Consider the following 18,035-nt stretch of genomic DNA (forward strand, 5'->3'; position numbering starts at 1 on the left):
ATCACTGAGCGTTCAACTAGGGGCAACAGAAATCTCAAGCTTTAAGTTTGGTCGCATGGCTCCTTATACTGCGTACCACGGATATTAAGGAGCCAAGCAACGAGATTAGATGTTCTGTTTAATTAGCTCGATCACCTTTGCAATTTCATCTTGCTCAAGTGCGCCTTCTTTTACAAACAGCACTTTGCCTGTTTTGTCTTGAACAATAATGGCAGAGCTTTCTTCTTTAAGATCCCAAGTACTGGCGACTACGCCGTTTTCATCCAGAACCATAGATGACCAAGGAAACTCTTTTTTGCTGTCTTGGGCTGAAGATTTCACGAACGAACCTGTCCCCCAGATTGCATCATCTTGGTTAATGATTGTAGTTGTTTGATAGCTTTCTTGCGGGAATTGCGCGGCGGTTATTGCTGACATCAAAGGAGCGTTCATTTCTTTTGAACTGCTACGACCTGCGATTGCTTGAATAACACGAACCTTACCCTGCATATGCTGGGTTGCCCATGGTTGGTATGCCACGCCCTCACCTTGCAAAACAATCTCGCCATAAGCCGCGACCTTGGCAGAAGGAACGGTCTCACCGACAGATAGGTTGTGTGCAAACGCAAAGCTTGGCGTTATAGCCAATAGTAGAGGTAGGAGAGTCTTAGTTTTCATATTGTTATATTCCGTACGAGTTGGAAGTTTTCCAGTATATATCCAGATCTAGGAAATTTGTAGAACTGTTGATAACATTTATTTAACGTATGGGGTGGTGTAATATTGCGTTATATTTAGAATTTGCTAAAATGAACCTCGTCGCAGATTGCGCATCAAGATTGCAGAGGATAAATAAGCAATCCGTGTTTTCTCAAAGGAATTGAGGTGAGTTATGCTACGTGAGTTTGCTGTATACCGACCATTACAAGTGGCACGTTTCGTTAAAACGTTGTTCAAAGGTCAATTCTTTATTGCTGGGGTTGGATGTTTTCAGTTCGACAATGGCAAAGTTTTGCTCCCTGACGTCAACGATCAGAAAAGACTCACCATCTTTAAAGAAGTCAACCAAGTGATTGCTTCGCTGTCTGTTTAAGAGCCCGTTGGCTTGAATTTAGTTTTCGATTTCAAAAAAGAGCGACCTATTCGGTCGCTCTTTTTGGTTTCAGTTAGTCCTAGGAACTAACTTTGTAAGCTGGGTGGAAAGCAAACACCTGTGCCACCGATACCGCAGTAACCGTCAGGGTTTTTAGCCAGATATTGCTGGTGGTAAGTTTCGGCAAAATAATACGGGCCCGCTGGCTGTATCTCAGTGGTGATGTTCGCGCGTAGTTCCTCTTGCAGTGCTTGTTGATACAAGAGCTTCGATTTTTCTGCGCTCTCTTGCTGCTTCGCGGAATAAGTGTAAATAGCCGAACGGTATTGTGTGCCCAAATCGTTACCTTGACGCATCCCCTGGGTTGGGTCATGTTTCTCCCAAAAAACGGCCAGTAGTTTTTCTAAGGAAATCACGCGTTCATCGAAGACGACTCGTACTACCTCTGTATGGCCTGTTTTACCCGTACACACCTCTTCATAAGTAGGATTGGGTGTATATCCACCGGCGTAGCCAACCGAAGTGGAGATAACCCCATCCAGTTGCCAAAATACGCGCTCAGCGCCCCAAAAGCAGCCCATTCCCAGCAGAATTTGTTGTTGATGCGGCTCCAATGGTGCCTTTAAGTTAGATTTATTTACAAAATGATGATCTTCAACCTGGATCGGTTGCTCTCTACCTGGCAAGGCATCTTCTATACTGATCAATGTTTGTTTGTTGAGCATGGTATTTGTCCTTCAATACGTGTCTTAAATTTGCGAACTTTTTCATTTCGTCTGTATCTGATGCTGTGATGACATAGACCGCGTTAAACCTATTAATATTACAGACTTAGACTTTAATTGGCGTTATCATTATTTACGTTTACTTAACCTCATTCAGCCAAAAAAGCATGATAAAAAAAGCTCTCCTCACCATTGTTGGCCTGTTTGCCTTTTCTCATGGTGCCTATGCCGATGTTTCTTTGACTTTAAAAGGCATCGATGGCGCTTTAGAAGAAAATGTCAGTGCGTACCTGTCGTCCATTCCAACGAAGGACTACTCCACTTCTCTGCGTTTTCAAGCGAGATTAGATCAAAGTATCACTGAAGCTCTTAATGCGCTTGGGTATTATCATGCAAAAATTTCATACTCTATTCCGGAAGGGAATGATGAGTTGATCGTCAGCATCAAGCCGGGTTTACCTGTGAAAGTGAAAGTCATGGATGTGGTGATCACAGGTGAAGCAAAAGACGATGAAGAGTTCGCCAAACTTATTGAACGTTCACCGCTTAAAGTCGGCAAAGTATTGAATCAAGGCGAATACGATAGCCTGAAATCGGGTATTCGTAACTTGGCGTTGCAGCGTGGTTATTTCAATGGTGATTACAAGCTCAGCAAACTTGAAGTGATTCCTGACTTCAATGAAGCGAATGTGCGTTTGCATTATGACAGTGGTATTCGTTATCACTTTGGTCCGATTAACATTACCGGCAGTCAGATTTGGGAAAACCGTGTTGAATCAATGCGACCTTTTGAAATTGGTGAACCTTACTTGGTTTCGCAAGTGGGGGAGTACAACCAAAATCTGTCTAATACCGATTGGTTTTCATCGGTTTTTGTGGAGCCTGATTTAAGTAAATTGGATGAGGGACGCGAATTGCCAATTAAGGTCTCGCTCGCGCCAGCGTCAAAAAACCAAATAGAAACCGGTCTTGGTTACTCGACCGATACTGGTGTGCGTGGCACGTTAAAATGGAAAAAACCATGGGTTAGTTCACGTGGTCACAGCTTTAATACGGCGTTATCACTATCAAAGCCAGAACAGACGATCACGGCAGGCTACAAAATCCCGCTTGATGATGTATTGCGTGAATACTACCAACTGCAATTTGGTTTAAAGCACCTTGATAACCGAGATACGGAGAGTTTGGAATCCAACCTGGCAGTTGAACGACATTGGCTAACCGATGGCGGCTGGCATAAAACTATTTATGTTCGTCACTTGTACGAAAACTTCTCTCAAGGTCTGCAAGATGATGGGGTGCAATTTGTGTTACCCGGAGCCACTTTTTCACGAACTCGTGTCCGTGGTGGCAACATGCCAATGTGGGGGGATAAGCAAAGTGTAACGATCGAATATGGTGATCCTGCTTTGCTGTCAGAAACGCGAGTATTGCGCCTATTAGGGCGATCATCTTGGATCCGCGGGATCGGTGATAATCATCGTGGTTTGTTCCGTTTAGAAGGTGGTGCGAACATCACTGACGAATTTGAAAAGCTTTCACCTTCTCTGCGTTTCTTCGCTGGTGGTGACAACAACATTCGTGGTTATGGATACGAGTCTATTTCACCTGTGGATGAAAGTGGCGCCTTGACGGGTGGTAAATACATCGTTAGCAGCACATTAGAATATCAATATCGCGTATATGGAAACTGGTGGGCAGCCACCTTCTACGATATTGGTGATGCATTTAACGAAACACCTGAATGGAAATCGGGTGCTGGTGTGGGTATCCGTTGGGCGTCTCCGGTTGGACCAGTTAGCTTTGATTTTGCGTGGGGACTGGATGAAAAACCAGAAAGAGAGTTCCGCATCCACTTCTCATTGGGGCCTGAGTTATGATCAAAATGATGTTTAAGTGGACCAAATGGCTGTCGCTAAGTTTGATTGGTCTATTGCTGTTGCTCATCATTTTTGTTGCGACAGTGCTATTTACTCACCCTGGTCTTAAGCTCGCGTTGTGGGGAGCAGAAAAGGCTTTACCGCAACTACAGATAGAGAAAGTTCAGGGTTCATTATTTCCTCGTTTTGAGCTACAGAACGTCAGTTTTGTCGACGAATCTTTGAACATCGACGCAAAAGTCGATCGTTTAGCGTTAGCGGTTAACTTCCGTTGTTTCTTTGATCCTAAAGTCTGTGTCGATGAGCTAACCCTGCAAGGTGTTAACTTTCAGATGCCAGAGCTCCCTCCGGCAGGCGAAGAGCCAGAGGAGATACCACCATTACGTACAGTCAGTACACCAGTCCCTATTTTTGTTAATAAGGTCAGTTTTGATGACATTAACTTAAACATTTTAGGCAACCAAATTGACTGGCAAGATTTCTCTACCGGGCTTTCTATGCAAGGCGACCGTTTAGTGATTGCGCCGACGGCATTAAAAGACATCAATGTTGCACTGGCTCCAAGTGAAGCTAAACCTGAAGCGGCCACAGACGAGCCGAAAGACGCTGACGCTCCGCCGCAAGATATTGTGTTACCCGAGGTGTGGATTCCACTCACTGTGGAGGCAAGACGCCTCGATATTCATAACTTCAAGCTTGCAGGTGAGAAGCCGGTGATCGTTCACCACCTTGGTGTTGTAGCGAAAGCGGGGGGCGACCGTGTGGATGTGAAAACATTAGAACTCGATATGCCTGAAGTGGAAGGTAAGTTAAGCACGCAAGTAACGCTTTCTGCTGACTATCCTCTCAAAGCTAAGCTCGATGCGCTGGTGAAGCAAGCGGATGCGAAAGGGCAAAAGCTGTCTCTGTCAGCTGCTGGCACGGTGGGAGACCTTTCTCTCTCTGCGACCTTATCTGAACTAGTCGAAGCGGAGATCAAAGGTGAACTTCAGCCCCTGAAAGCGCAGTTACCCTTTGATGTTGCAATCAAAAATGTGCAAGCGCAATGGCCGTTAATCGGTCAAAGTGATTATCAAGTATCGGTACCAAGTTTATCTGCAAAAGGTTCCCTGGACGGATACACCGTGGCACTAGAAACACAAGCTTCGGGTAAAGATATTCCTGCTGTAGATGTTGCACTAAACGGCAAAGGCACATTAGAGCAAATCGATCTTGAAAGCCTGGTAGTTAAAACATTGGGCGGTGAGCTATCCGGTCAGGTGATGGCGAATTGGGCTGCGCCAATCAACTGGCAAGCTGACCTTAATTTGCAACATATTCAACCAGGGCTTCAATGGGAAGAAGCGGAAGGCGATATCAGTGGTAGCCTCTCGACTTCAGGTTCTTTAACAGAACAAGGCGGTTGGCAAGTCAGTTTACCTAAGTTAGATATCGATGGCATTTTGCGCGGTTATCCGCTGAATGTGGAAGGCCAACTGGAAGCGTCTGATAAGAATGGCAAAGGTGAAGACATTCAGCTTACCACGCAAGGTTTAGCGCTTTCTCATGGCCCTAACCAATTGAGTGCCAAGGGTAAGATTGATAAGCAGATATTAATGGATGTTGAGGTTAACTTCCCCGATTTTGCGAAAAGTGTTCCGGATCTTGCAGGTAAGATGCAGGGCAATGTTGCGCTGCGTGGTAGCTTGAAAGAGCCTGACATCAAATTAGACCTAGCGCTAAACCAAGTGAACTGGCAGCAGCAAGCGAACGTTGAAAACATAACCTTGAAGGGGGATGTGACGCCTCTGCCAGCACCGAAAGCGAACTTAAGCCTCATTGCGAACAACATTACCTACGACGACATTAAAGTTGATAGTGCAGACCTTGAAGTTTCTGGGGATGAAAAACTGCACCAACTGACGCTAGATGTGGTGTCTGACATTGTATCAACCAGCTTAGAAATTGAAGGCTCATTCATACAGAAGCCGCAAATGATCTGGGATGGTGCATTGCGTCGTCTTACTTTGAGCACGCCGCAGGGACCTTGGGCGTTGCAGAAATCGACGGCGGTTAAAGTCAACATCGATAAACAAATCGCTGATGTTCAAGCACATTGTTGGCTGCAAGCCAATTCGAGTGTTTGTTTGACCGAAGATATTAGTGTTGGTCAAAGTGGCGAAGCCAAGTTAGCCGTGAACGACTTTGACTTTGAACAAATCAAGCAGTTCCTGCCGCCAGAGACGAAATTACAAGGGTCGGTCAACGCGCAAGCGACAGCAAAATGGGCACCAGAGATGAAGCCGGAAGTCACGGTGAACGTTGATATGCCTAAAGGTCAAGTAGAGCAAGCACTAGAGCAGCCGATAACACTTGGTTGGGAAAGCTTTAGCTTTAAAGCGGCGCTGGCAAAAGACAAGTTAGATGCTGAGTGGTTATTTGATGTGAGAGACAACGGTGACTTATCTGGTCAGGTTTCTTTGGTCGATGTAACGTCTGAGCAGCCTGAGATTGACGGTAAGGTCTCGCTATCGACATTCCATCTGGATTTCTTAGCGCCGTTGATAGGTGAGTACAGCCTATTCAAAGCGAATATGAATACTGATTTGGCGATATCTGGTGATGTTATGCACCCTAAAGTCAACGGTCAGTTCTTGATTGATCAAATGAAGCTACAAGGTGAAGTCACGCCGATAGACATTAACTCCGGTCAGGTCGCGATCAACTTTAAAGGTCACCAAGCGGATCTTGATGCGGGTATCATGACACCAGATGGTGAGTTGGAAGTGACCGGTGAGGCCGATTGGCAGGATCTACAAAATTGGCATACCAAAGCGCGCGTATTTGCGAAAGAGCTTCAGGTGGATCTTCCACCAATGGTAAAAATCAAAGTTGAGCCGGACATGACTATTGATGTCACACCGCAGCTTGCTAAGGTCGAAGGTAATATTAATCTGCCTTGGGGACGAGTTGTGGTTGAAGAGCTGCCACCAAGTGCGGTTGGTGTTTCAAGCGACACCGTGATTTTGGACCAGAACTTACAGCCTGTGAGTGATATCGAGCCAATGCCATTTGATGTTGAAACGGATATCAACATTAAGATCGGTGATGATTTTCAACTGGCCGCCTTTGGCTTGAAAGGTGGTCTGAAAGGTAACCTCAATGTGACACAGAAAGATAAAGGTCCGTTCATCGTTGGTGAGGTTAATATCGTCGACGGTTCTTACCGCTCTTTTGGTCAGGATTTGGTGATTGAAGAAGGTAAGATCTTAATGAATGGTCCGGCAGATCAGCCGTACGTTTCTATTAAGGCGATTCGAAATCCAGATAATACCCAAGATGACGTGATTGCTGGTGTGCGTGTAACAGGACCAGCATCGGATCCAAATGTGGAGATATTCTCTGAGCCAGCGATGCCTCAAGCGAATGCGCTCTCTTACCTACTTCGCGGTCAAGACATTGATGGCGAAGCGGGAGGCAATGCTATGACGACCACGTTGATTGGCCTAAGTTTGGCAAAGAGTGGACGCGTGGTTGGTGAAATCGGTGAAGCCTTTGGGGTTCAAGATTTACAATTGGATACGGCGGGGTCGGGCGATGATTCTCAAGTGACCGTCAGTGGTTACATTCTGCCGGGATTACAGGTGAAATACGGCGTCGGCATCTTTAACTCACTAGGCGAGTTCACCGTGCGTTATCGATTGATGCAAGATCTGTATTTAGAGGCGGTTTCTGGTGTAGATAGTGCGGTTGACCTACTCTATCAATTTGAGTTCGATTAGAGCTTGTTCGTCTGCGTACATAAAGTTCATGACTAAGGAGTGGTTATGCAGCATTTAGTTTTTGTATATGGGACCTTGCGTAAAGGAGAGTGTAATCATCACTTTCTGAGCTCGGCCCAGTTTCTTGGTCAGCATGAAACGGATGCTCAGTTCGCACTGTATGACTTAGGCCCTTATCCCGCGTTGTCTGTTGGGCAGCGCTCGATACAAGGTGAAGTGTATCTGATTGATGATGAAACCTTATCCGAGCTAGATAAGTTGGAAGATGTGCCAGTAGAGTATCGTCGAGAGAGCATCGTCACGCCGTTTGGCCAAGCTTGGATCTACTTGTATCAAGATACTGAACAACTGACCGAAGAAATCGCTTCCGGAGATTGGTGTCAAAAGGTGTGAGCTATACTGACATTATCAATAGCGACGAGCTGGTCACTAAGGAGTCATGATGAAGGTATTCGTAATTGGATCAATGGCGTTGATTCTTGCCGCATGCGCGCAAACAACCCTGCCGACCTCGAGTAATGTTACCGACTGGCAAGCGTTTGGTAAGCAGTCTGCCTTAGATGGATTAAGAGTTTTATCTGAAGATCGCATCGCTGCACTGGATGGTACTAATCATGCTACGCCTGAACTGATCATGGCCTATCAAACGGGTTATCAGCAAGGGAAGCAAGAGTATTGTGAACAAAGCGCGTATATGCTTGGTGTTATCGGGCGTCCGTATTTTGGTATTTGTGATGACCTAGACCCCTTCTTTCAGCATGACTATGACGCCGGCCGAATGTCTTCTGCAGGCGCGCCTATCTAGTTGACTTACACAAGATGAAAAGCAAAAGAGCTGCCCTAAAGCAGCTCTTTTTAATTTTGTATCAGCCGTGATGCTTATTTTTTCTGAGCGCGCTCGTAAGATTCTAGGATCTCAGCTTTAGCGGCAGCAACATCTGCCCAACCATCCACTTTCACCCATTTACCTGCTTCAAGCTCTTTGTAACGCTCAAAGAATTGCGTGATCTGCGCTTTCAGTAGTTCTGGGATATCGTCCACATCTTGGATGTGATCGTACTCTTTCGAGATTTTGGTGTGTGGAACCGCAAACACTTTTGCGTCTTCACCTGACTCATCCGTCATCTTCAAAACGCCAACAGGACGGCAGCGAATCACTGAACCTGGCATTAGTGGGTATGGTGTTGGTACCAGTACGTCGACTGGGTCGCCATCAAGAGACAGCGTATTGTTCACGTAGCCATAGTTACATGGGTAGAACATTGGTGCAGACATGAAACGGTCGACAAATACCGCACCAGAGTCTTTATCTACTTCGTACTTGATTGGATCTGCATTTGCAGGAATTTCGATCACGACATAGATATCTTCAGGCAGCGACTTGCCTGCTGGCACATGGTTTAAGCTCATTAGAATATTCCTTTTCATTAACGATGAGTCACACAGAAGCGGCTTCATCTGATGATAAATTCGCGTTTCACTTTAGCGACAAAAACGCGGCAGGTAAACACCTGCCGCGTTGGACAAAGGTCTGAAATTATTCTTCGTCGCGGTGCAGTTCAAGGAACTCTTCAACTTTGCGAACCATGTTCTTAGAACCAACAAAGAAAGGCACACGTTGGTGCAATTCGGTTGGTTTGATATCCATGATGCGATTGACGCCGTCTGATGCAATACCGCCCGCTTGCTCAATTAAGAACGCCATTGGGTTACATTCATAAAGTAGACGCAGTTTGCCCTGTGGATGGCTTTGCGTACTAGGGTAAAGGTAGATACCACCTTTCAGTAAGTTGCGGTGGAAATCTGCAACCAATGACCCAATGTAGCGAGAAGTGTATGGACGACCGTCTTCTGGCACATTCTCTTGGCAGTACTTGATGTACTTCTTCACCCCTTGAGGGAAGCGAATGTAGTTACCTTCGTTGATCGAATAAATCTTGCCTTCTTCTGGAATCATCATGTTTTCATGAGAAAGGCAGAAGCTGCCGATAGATGGGTCGTAAGTAAAGCCGTTTACGCCGTTACCCGTGGTGTAAACCAACATGGTTGATGAACCGTAAATCACGTAACCAGCGGCAACTTGCTTATGACCAGGCTGAAGGAAATCTTCTTCTGTCGCTGGTGTGCCAATAGGTGAAACACGGCGATAAATAGAGAAGATAGTACCGACAGAGACGTTCACATCGATGTTAGAAGAACCATCAAGTGGGTCCATCAGTACCACATATTTGGCGTTTTGGTTGAGCTCTTTGTTGAAAGCAACCGCTTCGTCTTCTTCCTCACTGGCAACGCCACACACTTGGTCACGAGCTTCAAGCGCGGCTTTGAACTTATCGTTCGCGTAAACATCGAGCTTTTGCTGGTCTTCACCTTGGACATTTTCCGTGCCTACAGCACCAGTGATATCACCGAGACCCGCTGCGTTGATTTCGCGGTTAACGATTTTTGCAGCTAAACGAATGGAGGCTAAAAGGGATGATAGATCACCGCTAGCGTGGGGGAAATCCGCTTGTTTTTCGACAATGAACTCGCCTAGGGTGCGCAGTCCTGACATGGTTAATCCTTACATTTTCATTTCATTGGGGGTAGTGCGCAAGTGAGCATCTCTTTATGGATGTTAAACGATTGCGCTGGATGTAAGTTTAAGTCGCAGATCTTTTTAATGGTAATGAAGTAACTGTTTGAGATCTCAATTTATTTGTAGACTTGTTTGAGGTATTCATCAGTAAGCAAGAGGTTGTACAGTCTGTGTTCAACCTTGTCATATTTGTGAAAGGGACTGCAAGAAGAAGGCTAAAGTCTCTCGCTTTTCTGGTTGTGATCGCGATAATGAAAGCATTAAAGAACGCATTACAAGGTTTAGTTTATGCACATTCATATCTTGGGTATCTGTGGCACATTTATGGGCGGCGCTGCGATTTTAGCGCGCCAATTAGGGCATAAAGTCACTGGTTCTGATGCCAACGTTTACCCACCGATGAGCACGTTGCTTGAGTCTCAAGGTATTGAAATTATTGAAGGCTTCGACCCGTCTCAACTCGACCCTCAACCAGACCTTGTGGTGATCGGTAATGCCATGAGCCGTGGTAACCCATGTGTTGAACATGTGCTCAATACCAACATGCGCTACACCTCTGGTCCGCAGTGGCTCAACGAGTTTTTGCTGCACGATCGCTGGGTATTGGCGGTATCGGGTACACACGGTAAAACGACCACGTCGAGCATGCTGGCTTGGATACTCGAAGACTGCGGTTATCAACCTGGTTTCCTAGTTGGTGGAGTACTTGGTAACTTTGGAGTCTCTGCTCGTTTGGGTGAAAGCATGTTTTTTGTCGTTGAAGCGGACGAATATGACAGTGCTTTTTTCGATAAGCGTTCTAAGTTTGTGCACTACCATCCTCGAACCTTAATCATGAACAACCTTGAGTTTGATCATGCTGACATCTTCGATGATCTAAAGGCGATCAAGCGCCAATTCCATCATTTAGTGCGAACGGTTCCCGGAAATGGCTTAATCTTAGCTCCGAAGCAAGACCAAGCTTTGGCGGATGTATTAGAGCGTGGTTGCTGGACAGAAAAGCAGTTTTCAGGTGTTGGTGGCGACTGGCAAGCGCACAAATTAGTGGTCGATGGCTCAAAATTTGAAGTTGCTCTACAAGGCGAGAAGGTCGGTACCGTCGAATGGGATTTGGTGGGTGATCATAACGTTGATAATGCGTTAATGGCGATTGCCGCCGCACGACACGTTGGTGTAACGCCGGAACTTGCTTGTCAGGCTCTGGGCCGTTTCATCAACACTAAGCGTCGTTTAGAGCTCAAAGGTGAAGAACAAGGCATCACGGTTTACGATGATTTTGCGCATCACCCAACGGCAATTGAACTCACCGTCGGTGGTTTGCGTAACAAGGTAGGCGAAAAACGCATTCTTGCCGTGTTGGAACCTCGTTCTGCCACTATGAAGCGCGGCGTGCACAAAAACACACTCGCGGATTCGCTACACAGCGCAGATGAAGTGTTCTTATTCCAACCAGACAATATCGAATGGTCGGTGCAAGATATCGCGGAACAATGTCAGCAACCTGCTTTTGTTGACGCTGACATCGATAACTTTGTAGCGAAAATCGTTGAACGTGCGCAGCCAGGTGACCAAATCCTCGTGATGAGTAATGGTGGCTTTGGCGGTATTCACGGCAAGATCCTCGAGCAACTTAAACAAAAAGCCTGATTTTATGCAAAACAAACAGCAGCAAGCAGAAAAAGCCATCACTTTAGCGTTAACTGGAGCATCTGGTGCGCCTTATGGCCTTCGTCTTTTAGAATGTTTGGTCGCGGCGGATTATCATGTCTACGTTCTGATCTCTTCGGCGGCTCGTGTCGTGATGGCAACCGAACACAACCTTAAGCTGCCAAGTGGGCCAGAAGCCGCAAAGCAAGCGTTGGTAGAGCACCTGAACTGCAATCCCGATAACATCACCGTTTGTGGTAAAGATGACTGGTTCTCACCGGTAGCATCTGGCTCTGCGGCACCAAAGCAAATGGTGGTTTGCCCATGTTCTGCGGGAAGTGTTGCGGCGATTGCGCATGGTATGTCGGATAACTTGATTGAGCGCGCCGCTGACGTGGTGATGAAAGAGCGTGGGCAGTTGTTGCTCGTCGTTCGCGAAACGCCATTTTCAACGCTGCATCTGGAGAACATGCACAAGCTATCGCAAATGGGCGTGACCATCATGCCAGCGGCTCCGGGCTTCTATCATCAGCCAAAGAGCATTGAAGACTTAGTGGATTTTATGGTGGCGAGAATTCTCGACCACTTAGGTATTGAGCAAGGTTTAGTGCCTCGTTGGGGTTATGACCAGCGTTCGTGAGCTGATTGTGTAACCACTCAAATACCTTTACAATCCATCCAACTCATCGGGGAGCAAACCCATTTAGCATTGAGTCAATCAATGCATTTGGGCGCTGAGACCTAAGTTCTTAACTAGGGACCCGTATTACCTGAACCAGATAATGCTGGCGTAGGAATTGAGTCTGGATATTGGAAGTCCTTAATAGCCGCCTCAACCCTGTGCCGCTCAACTTATTTCTCTGAAATACTCATGGAGAGCGAGCAGTGAAACCCACTCTAAATCTGATTGCCTTAGCTGCAATTACTTCAACTTCAGCGTTTGCTGCTGAAAACCCATTAACTATTTATACCTACGATTCTTTTGCCGCAGATTGGGGGCCGGGTCCTAAAATCGAGCAAGCTTTTGAAGCAAAATGTGGCTGTGACGTTAACTTCGTGGCGTTGGACGATGGTGTGTCGATCCTGAATCGTCTTCGTCTTGAAGGCGGTAATAGCAAAGCCGACATCGTGTTAGGTCTGGATAACAACCTGATGGCAGAAGCAAAGAAAACCGGTCTGCTTACCGAGCACAATGTGGATACGGCCAACACAGTGTTACCAAATGGTTGGAGCGATACGACGTTTGTACCGTACGATTACGGCTACTTCGCATTTGTGTACAACACAGAGAAACTGGCTAATCCGCCGAAAAGCATGAAAGAGCTGGTGGAAACGCGCGACGATTTGAAAGTGATTTATCAAGATCCGCGTACGTCAACGCCGGGCCAAGGCTTGATGCTGTGGATGAAATCCATCTATGGCGACGATGTGACGCAAGCGTGGCAGAAGCTAGCGAGCAAAACCGTAACGGTCACGAAAGGTTGGTCAGAAGCGTATTCCATGTTCCTTAACGGCGAGTCGGACTTAGTGCTTTCTTACACTACGTCACCTGCGTACCACTTAATTGCGGAAAACGATTCAAAGTTTGCGACGGCGAATTTTGCTGAAGGTCACTACATGCAAGTTGAAGTCGCCGCTAAAGTGAAAGGGGCAAAAAATTCAGAACTTGCTGATCAATTTATGAATTTCATTTTAAGTGATGAGTTCCAGTCAGCGATGCCAACGGGTAACTGGATGTACCCTGTTACTGACGTTGAGTTACCTAAAGGTTTTGAAACCTTGAGCGTTCCAAACAAGTCGTTGAGCTTTAGTGCTGATGAAGTAGCAAAAATGCGTAAGTCTTGGATTCGCGAATGGCAAAGCGCACTGACGTTTTAGCTGACGTTCCACCCCTCATCTGAATGAGATAGGTTTTACCTTTGAATTCTGTTCCAAAAATAGGTTTAGGGGTCGCGATGATCATCGCGACCTTTGTTGTTTCTGCCCTAGGTGCTTTGATTGTTCAAGCCCCTTCACTTGATGTGTCTGTGGTATGGGACGACCCGTATTATCAACATGTCACCAAGTTCAGCTTCTACCAAGCTTTTCTTTCCACATTGCTCAGTGTTGGCTTTGCCATTCCAGTTGCGCACGCGCTTTCACGTCGCCAATTTTGGGGTAAGTCATTACTGCTTAAGCTGTTTGCATCGACGCTAGTTTTGCCTGTTTTGGTTGGTGTTTTCGGGCTATTAGCGATTTATGGCAACAGCGGTTTGTTAGCGCAGTGGCTACAGAGTTTCGATAGCAAACTGCCATTTTCTATTTACGGTTTGAACGGCATTTTACTCGCCCATGTGTTCTTTAATTTACCTTATGCTGCGCGCTTGCTGTTGCAAGCATTAGAATCTATTCCTGCCGAGCAACATAAGCTGTGTGCGCATTTAGGTATGAACCATTGGAATAAGTTTCGTTGGGTGGAATGGCCGCGTTTAAGGCAGCAACTTCCCCACGTTTGTGGTTTGGTATTTATGCTGTGCTTCACCAGTTTCGCCACTGTAATGGCATTGGGGGGCGGGCCAAAATCCACCACCATTGAATTGGCAATTTACCAAGCGATTAAGTTTGATTTTGATTTACAAGCTGGGGCGTTATTGGCGCTGTGGCAGATGCTGTTATGTGGACTGCTTGCCATTGGAGTGCAGAAGTTAACAAAGCCTGTTTCTATCAGTGCAGGCAGCACATCGGTACAGCAATATTTAACGAAGGATCATGGGTGGTCAAAAGCTTGGGATAGCTTTTGGATCATAGGTGCCTTTTTACTGGTGATACCACCGTTATTGATGGTGTTACTGAGTGGCATCAACCAACAAGTTTGGACGGTGTTAACCGATGAACGTTTTTGGTCTGCGTTATCTAACTCACTCAAAGTGGCAGGGTTAGCCAGTGCGCTTGCGGTCGCTGCGGGCGTGTCCATATTGTTGACCAGCCGTCGTTGGCGTTTGCAGTACAAAAACACGCGAGCTGATCAGATTGAGCTAATCGGCACCATTATTTTGGTGACGCCAGGTTTGGTGATTAGCACCGGATTATTCTTGCTGTTGCGATCATTTACCGATGTTTTTAGCTTGGCGTTTTTTGTTGTGATTTTGGTAAATGGTTTGATGGCTTTGCCTTACGTGATCAAAACGCTGGCACAGCCAATGCTGCACATCGAGCAGCAATACCAGTATGTGTGTGCCAGCTTAGGCATGCGTGGCTGGCAACGCTTTAAAGTGGTGGAGTGGCAGGCGCTGCGCAAGCCATTCGCACATGCGTTTGCGATCAGCTTTATGTTTGCGATTGGCGATTTAAGTGCTATCGCGTTGTTTGGCGGGCAAGAGTTCCGCACTTTGCCTCTGTATTTGTTCCAGTTACTTGGCAGCTATCAGATGGACGCGGCTGCGGTGGTATCGGTGACCTTGTTGTTGTTGAGTGTGGGCTGTTTTGCCTTGATTGAGAAAGTATTGAAAACGAAGGAGAGAGCGTAATGTTAGTGTTGGATGATGTGCAGTACACCTACCAACGTGAGCTGTTTCGTTTTGACTTAACGATTGAGCAAGGTCAGATAGTGTCGCTGATGGGACCAAGTGGGGCTGGAAAATCGACGTTGCTGGCGTTGGTGGCTGGATTTATCCATCCTGACCAAGGTGACATTCGGGTTGATGGTGAGTCTATTGTGCGTAAAGAGCCTTATCAGCGTCCTTTCTCCATGCTGTTCCAAGAGCATAACTTGTTTTCTCACTTGTCGGTGCGTGACAACATTGGCTTAGGTTTACACCCAGGGCTGAAGCTCACTGTAGACCAAAAGCGTCAGGTTGAACAAGCGGCGCAGCAAGTTGGCGTTGCAGAGTACCTCGACCGTTTGCCTGAGCACCTTTCTGGAGGGCAGCGTCAACGTGTTGCCTTGGCGCGTTGTTTTGTTCAGCCTCATCCCATGTGGCTGTTGGATGAGCCTTTCTCGGCGCTTGATCCGGTTTTACGTGAAGAGATGCTGAGCTTGGTAAAAAAACTGGCGGCAGAGCGGGGAATAACCGTATTGATGGTCACGCACCATTTAAGCGATGCCAAAGCCATTGCCAGCCACTTTGTGTTTGTGGCTGATGGCAAAGTGGAAGCGGCGGATAGTATGTCTGCATTGAGTGAGCAGCATGCTAGTGAGAAGCTTGCGGCATTTATCCGAGCCGCACGCTAATGCTCAATGGTGGCTGGGTTATGCTTCACCGCAACACAAACCATGTCGAGGACCAAATTCAAACTGAGATCTTAGGCTCATGATATGGTCAATCATCGCTTGTACTCGTCGCGTTCGGTTTGCGCCAGGACGATAGACTAAATAAATGGGCATTGGTACCGTGTGCCATTGAGGTAAGACTCTGACTAAGGAGCCATTTTCCAGCTCTTGCGTCATGTTTTGCATAGGTAAGTTAGCGATTCCCAATCCTTTGAGCGCGCCTTTTAATACCGCTTCTACGGTGGTGCTAGAGAAGTTACTGCTTACTGAGACGTTGACCGTGTTGTCCTGCGAAATCAACGTCCAAGGGCCTATCTCTGAAACATACTGATATCTCAAACAGTTGTGTGTTGTCAGATCTTCTGGCGTTTTAGGTACGCCACACTCAGCTAAATACTCAGGACTGGCGGCCAATACTCGGGTGGTGTAACCCAATTTTTTAGCAATCAGTCGATCATCGACGATCTGGCCGACTCGAATTGCCATATCAAAACCGTGTGAAAACAGATCAACAAAATCGTTCGATGCTTCTAACGCAATTTGTACTTTTGGCCATTGTTTTAAAAATGGTAAAAAGATGTGCTCAGCCATATACGCATCCAAGGCTGGCGGCGCAGCAATGCGAAGCCGACCTTGGATCTGCTGTTCCATTTCCTGAACGTCTTGACCAATCGAGTGAAATTCCTCAACTAAGCTTGCAGCACGCTCTAAAACCATTTGACCAGCTTCGGTAATCACCAACTTTCGGGTCGTGCGCTCTAGGAGCTTGGCTTCAAAGTGTTGTTCGAGTTTGGTTATGGCTTTACTAACAGTAGATTTTGGTAGGTTTAACTCCGCCGCGCACTTGGTTAAGCTCAGTAGTCGACAGCTTGTGACAAAGATAGAGAGCGTCCTAAAGTCAATTGTTTCTAAGTTTCGAACAATCACTTTCAATTATCCATATTGTTTCAATATTGATCTGATTATAGTCTGGCTCCTCATCCTTAGCCATCAAGTTATTGTCATTTGAGGTAAACAACATGTCCAACTCTGTAGACTTATTTTCTCCTATCGAACTCGGTCAATTAGCATTAGATAACCGTGCCATTATGGCCCCTTTAACGCGCGCTCGTGCCAGCGCAGATCATATCCCGAATGACCTTATGGTTGAGTACTATGCTCAACGCGCGAGTGCTGGACTTATCATTGCTGAATGCACCATGGTGATGGAAGGAACGTCTGCTTTTATGGCAGAACCGGGCATTTATAACGAAGAACAAATTGCAGCTTGGAAAAAGGTAACGGATGCGGTTCATGAAAGAGGCGGTAAGATCGTATTGCAAATTTGGCATGCGGGACGCGCTTGTCATCCTGAACTGAATGATGGGAAAACGCCTGTTGCAGCGAGCGCACTAGCCATTCGTGATGAGTTAGTTCATACCCCTTCAGGTAAGCAAGCATATACGGTACCACGAGCACTCGAAGTGGATGAGATAGCTTCCATTGTGGCAGCGTTTAAGCAAGGTGCGAAAAACGCTAAGAGAGCAGGCTTTGATGGTGTGGAGATACATGGCGCCAATGGTTATCTTATCGATAACTTTCTTCGTGATGGATCGAATTTACGTACTGATGAATACGGTGGCTCAGTCGAAAATCGTGCCCGTTTTTTACTTGAGATAGTTAAAGAAGTGGTCGAGGTATGGGGACCTGGAAGAGTAGGGCTGCGCACATCACCATTAAATGGATTTAATGACATGAAAGACAGCGATCCGGTTGGCTTGGTTCGTTACTTAGCTAAGCAACTTAATGCTTTCGATCTTGCTTATTGGCACGTGATGCGTGCGGATCTAAAGGGCGTACAAAAAGCAGATGTTCTCAAGCCAGCACGCGAAAACTATCAAGGTTACCTAATGGCCAACGTGGGCTACAGTGCACAAGAAGCGACAACGGCAATTGCAGAAAATCAAGTTGATGTGGTCGCATTTGGCGTTCCATTTATCGCCAACCCTGATTTAGTTGAGCGATTTAAGAAAAATGCACCTCTTAATGAGGCAAAACCTGAGCACTTTTATTTAGGTGGAGCAGAAGGTTATACCGATTACCCAGTAATGGCATAATCCTTACTTGTTCAATATAAAAAGGAC

Annotated in this window: 16 protein-coding genes and 1 riboswitch; of the genes, 11 read left to right on the top strand and 5 right to left on the bottom strand. The window is 46.4% G+C overall.

Annotated features, from left to right (window positions below; all coding sequences use genetic code 11):
* Positions 1–105 precede the first annotated feature (105 nt).
* The gene (locus NL645_RS15735) at positions 106–657 is read right to left on the bottom strand and encodes a YtfJ family protein (RefSeq protein ID WP_253652012.1); all 552 of its coding nucleotides are present in this window, start codon (positions 655–657) and stop codon (positions 106–108) included.
* Positions 658–871: 214 nt separating this feature from the next.
* Here NL645_RS15735 and NL645_RS15740 point away from each other — a divergent pair, with 214 nt between their 5' ends.
* A complete protein-coding gene (locus tag NL645_RS15740) occupies positions 872–1,072 on the top strand; it encodes a DUF1107 domain-containing protein (RefSeq protein ID WP_012841164.1) in 201 nt (66 codons plus the stop codon).
* Between the two features lie 86 nt (positions 1,073–1,158).
* Here NL645_RS15740 and msrA read toward each other — a convergent pair whose 3' ends face one another.
* Entirely contained in the window at positions 1,159–1,797 is a 639-nt protein-coding gene (gene msrA, locus NL645_RS15745; RefSeq protein ID WP_109168741.1) for a peptide-methionine (S)-S-oxide reductase MsrA, read from the bottom strand.
* A gap of 167 nt (positions 1,798–1,964) precedes the next feature.
* Here msrA and NL645_RS15750 point away from each other — a divergent pair, with 167 nt between their 5' ends.
* The 4 genes from NL645_RS15750 to NL645_RS15765 are packed head-to-tail and all read left to right on the top strand — an operon-like array spanning position 1,965 to position 8,243.
* Positions 1,965–3,677 carry an autotransporter assembly complex family protein gene (locus tag NL645_RS15750; protein ID WP_065644947.1) on the top strand — a complete coding sequence of 571 codons (1,713 nt, stop codon included), beginning with the start codon at positions 1,965–1,967 and terminating at the stop codon, positions 3,675–3,677.
* A complete protein-coding gene (locus NL645_RS15755; RefSeq protein WP_253652013.1) occupies positions 3,674–7,438 on the top strand; it encodes a translocation/assembly module TamB domain-containing protein in 3,765 nt (1,254 codons plus the stop codon). The genes NL645_RS15750 and NL645_RS15755 overlap by 4 nt, the downstream gene beginning before the upstream one ends.
* 45 nt (positions 7,439–7,483) lie before the next feature.
* Positions 7,484–7,831: a gamma-glutamylcyclotransferase gene (locus tag NL645_RS15760; protein ID WP_012841162.1), complete on the top strand. Its 348-nt coding sequence runs from the start codon at positions 7,484–7,486 to the stop codon at positions 7,829–7,831.
* A gap of 49 nt (positions 7,832–7,880) precedes the next feature.
* The gene (locus NL645_RS15765) at positions 7,881–8,243 is read left to right on the top strand and encodes a DUF2799 domain-containing protein (RefSeq protein WP_047009036.1); all 363 of its coding nucleotides are present in this window, start codon (positions 7,881–7,883) and stop codon (positions 8,241–8,243) included.
* A gap of 74 nt (positions 8,244–8,317) precedes the next feature.
* Here the strand turns inward: NL645_RS15765 and ppa are convergent, their stop codons facing one another.
* Both ppa and fbp read right to left on the bottom strand, forming a co-directional pair.
* On the bottom strand, positions 8,318–8,848 hold the full coding sequence (gene ppa / locus NL645_RS15770; protein WP_012841160.1) for an inorganic diphosphatase: 531 nt from the start codon (positions 8,846–8,848) through the stop codon (positions 8,318–8,320).
* 127 nt (positions 8,849–8,975) lie between these two features.
* Positions 8,976–9,992 (bottom strand): class 1 fructose-bisphosphatase, encoded by a 1,017-nt coding sequence (fbp, locus tag NL645_RS15775; protein ID WP_005392321.1) that lies wholly within the window; start codon positions 9,990–9,992, stop codon positions 8,976–8,978.
* A 312-nt stretch (positions 9,993–10,304) separates the two neighbouring features.
* Here fbp and mpl point away from each other — a divergent pair, with 312 nt between their 5' ends.
* The 5 genes from mpl (at position 10,305) to thiQ (ending at position 15,873) form a co-directional block, all read left to right on the top strand.
* Complete coding sequence (gene mpl, locus NL645_RS15780) at positions 10,305–11,663, top strand: UDP-N-acetylmuramate:L-alanyl-gamma-D-glutamyl-meso-diaminopimelate ligase (protein WP_253652014.1); 1,359 nt, start codon at positions 10,305–10,307, stop codon at positions 11,661–11,663.
* Between the two features lie 4 nt (positions 11,664–11,667).
* Positions 11,668–12,303: a flavin prenyltransferase UbiX gene (locus tag NL645_RS15785; protein ID WP_046874042.1), complete on the top strand. Its 636-nt coding sequence runs from the start codon at positions 11,668–11,670 to the stop codon at positions 12,301–12,303.
* 37 nt (positions 12,304–12,340) lie between these two features.
* Positions 12,341–12,477, top strand: a riboswitch (TPP riboswitch).
* Between the two features lie 71 nt (positions 12,478–12,548).
* Positions 12,549–13,541 (top strand): thiamine ABC transporter substrate binding subunit, encoded by a 993-nt coding sequence (gene thiB, locus NL645_RS15790; RefSeq protein WP_253652015.1) that lies wholly within the window; start codon positions 12,549–12,551, stop codon positions 13,539–13,541.
* Positions 13,542–13,582: 41 nt separating this feature from the next.
* Positions 13,583–15,169: a thiamine/thiamine pyrophosphate ABC transporter permease ThiP gene (gene thiP / locus NL645_RS15795; protein ID WP_114323100.1), complete on the top strand. Its 1,587-nt coding sequence runs from the start codon at positions 13,583–13,585 to the stop codon at positions 15,167–15,169.
* Positions 15,169–15,873, top strand: coding sequence for a thiamine ABC transporter ATP-binding protein (thiQ, locus tag NL645_RS15800; protein ID WP_046874040.1), 705 nt, complete (start codon positions 15,169–15,171; stop codon positions 15,871–15,873). The genes thiP and thiQ overlap by 1 nt, the downstream gene beginning before the upstream one ends.
* An 18-nt stretch (positions 15,874–15,891) precedes the next feature.
* On the opposite strand, the gene NL645_RS15805 is transcribed toward thiQ, so the two are convergent.
* Positions 15,892–16,839 carry a LysR family transcriptional regulator gene (locus NL645_RS15805; protein WP_104974545.1) on the bottom strand — a complete coding sequence of 316 codons (948 nt, stop codon included), beginning with the start codon at positions 16,837–16,839 and terminating at the stop codon, positions 15,892–15,894.
* A gap of 92 nt (positions 16,840–16,931) precedes the next feature.
* Here NL645_RS15805 and NL645_RS15810 point away from each other — a divergent pair, with 92 nt between their 5' ends.
* Complete coding sequence (locus NL645_RS15810) at positions 16,932–18,008, top strand: alkene reductase (RefSeq protein WP_006742959.1); 1,077 nt, start codon at positions 16,932–16,934, stop codon at positions 18,006–18,008.
* Positions 18,009–18,035: the final 27 nt, after the last annotated feature.

The sequence above is a fragment of the Vibrio sp. Y51_MX_L26 genome, assembly GCF_024181935.1.
GTDB lineage: Bacteria > Pseudomonadota > Gammaproteobacteria > Enterobacterales > Vibrionaceae > Vibrio > Vibrio diabolicus.

Bases quoted from the DNA above. Each gene is read 5' to 3' on its own strand.
- NL645_RS15765 (WP_047009036.1), top strand. From the start codon at position 7,881: ATGAAGGTATTCGTAATTGGATCAATGGCGTTGATTCTTGCCGCATGC.
- NL645_RS15755 (WP_253652013.1), top strand. From the start codon at position 3,674: ATGATCAAAATGATGTTTAAGTGGACCAAATGGCTGTCGCTAAGTTTG.
- thiQ (WP_046874040.1), top strand. From the start codon at position 15,169: ATGTTAGTGTTGGATGATGTGCAGTACACCTACCAACGTGAGCTGTTT.
- fbp (WP_005392321.1), bottom strand. From the start codon at position 9,992: ATGTCAGGACTGCGCACCCTAGGCGAGTTCATTGTCGAAAAACAAGCG.
- mpl (WP_253652014.1), top strand. From the start codon at position 10,305: ATGCACATTCATATCTTGGGTATCTGTGGCACATTTATGGGCGGCGCT.
- NL645_RS15810 (WP_006742959.1), top strand. From the start codon at position 16,932: ATGTCCAACTCTGTAGACTTATTTTCTCCTATCGAACTCGGTCAATTA.
- NL645_RS15740 (WP_012841164.1), top strand. From the start codon at position 872: ATGCTACGTGAGTTTGCTGTATACCGACCATTACAAGTGGCACGTTTC.
- NL645_RS15735 (WP_253652012.1), bottom strand. From the start codon at position 657: ATGAAAACTAAGACTCTCCTACCTCTACTATTGGCTATAACGCCAAGC.
- ppa (WP_012841160.1), bottom strand. From the start codon at position 8,848: ATGAGCTTAAACCATGTGCCAGCAGGCAAGTCGCTGCCTGAAGATATC.
- NL645_RS15760 (WP_012841162.1), top strand. From the start codon at position 7,484: ATGCAGCATTTAGTTTTTGTATATGGGACCTTGCGTAAAGGAGAGTGT.
- NL645_RS15750 (WP_065644947.1), top strand. From the start codon at position 1,965: ATGATAAAAAAAGCTCTCCTCACCATTGTTGGCCTGTTTGCCTTTTCT.
- NL645_RS15785 (WP_046874042.1), top strand. From the start codon at position 11,668: ATGCAAAACAAACAGCAGCAAGCAGAAAAAGCCATCACTTTAGCGTTA.
- msrA (WP_109168741.1), bottom strand. From the start codon at position 1,797: ATGCTCAACAAACAAACATTGATCAGTATAGAAGATGCCTTGCCAGGT.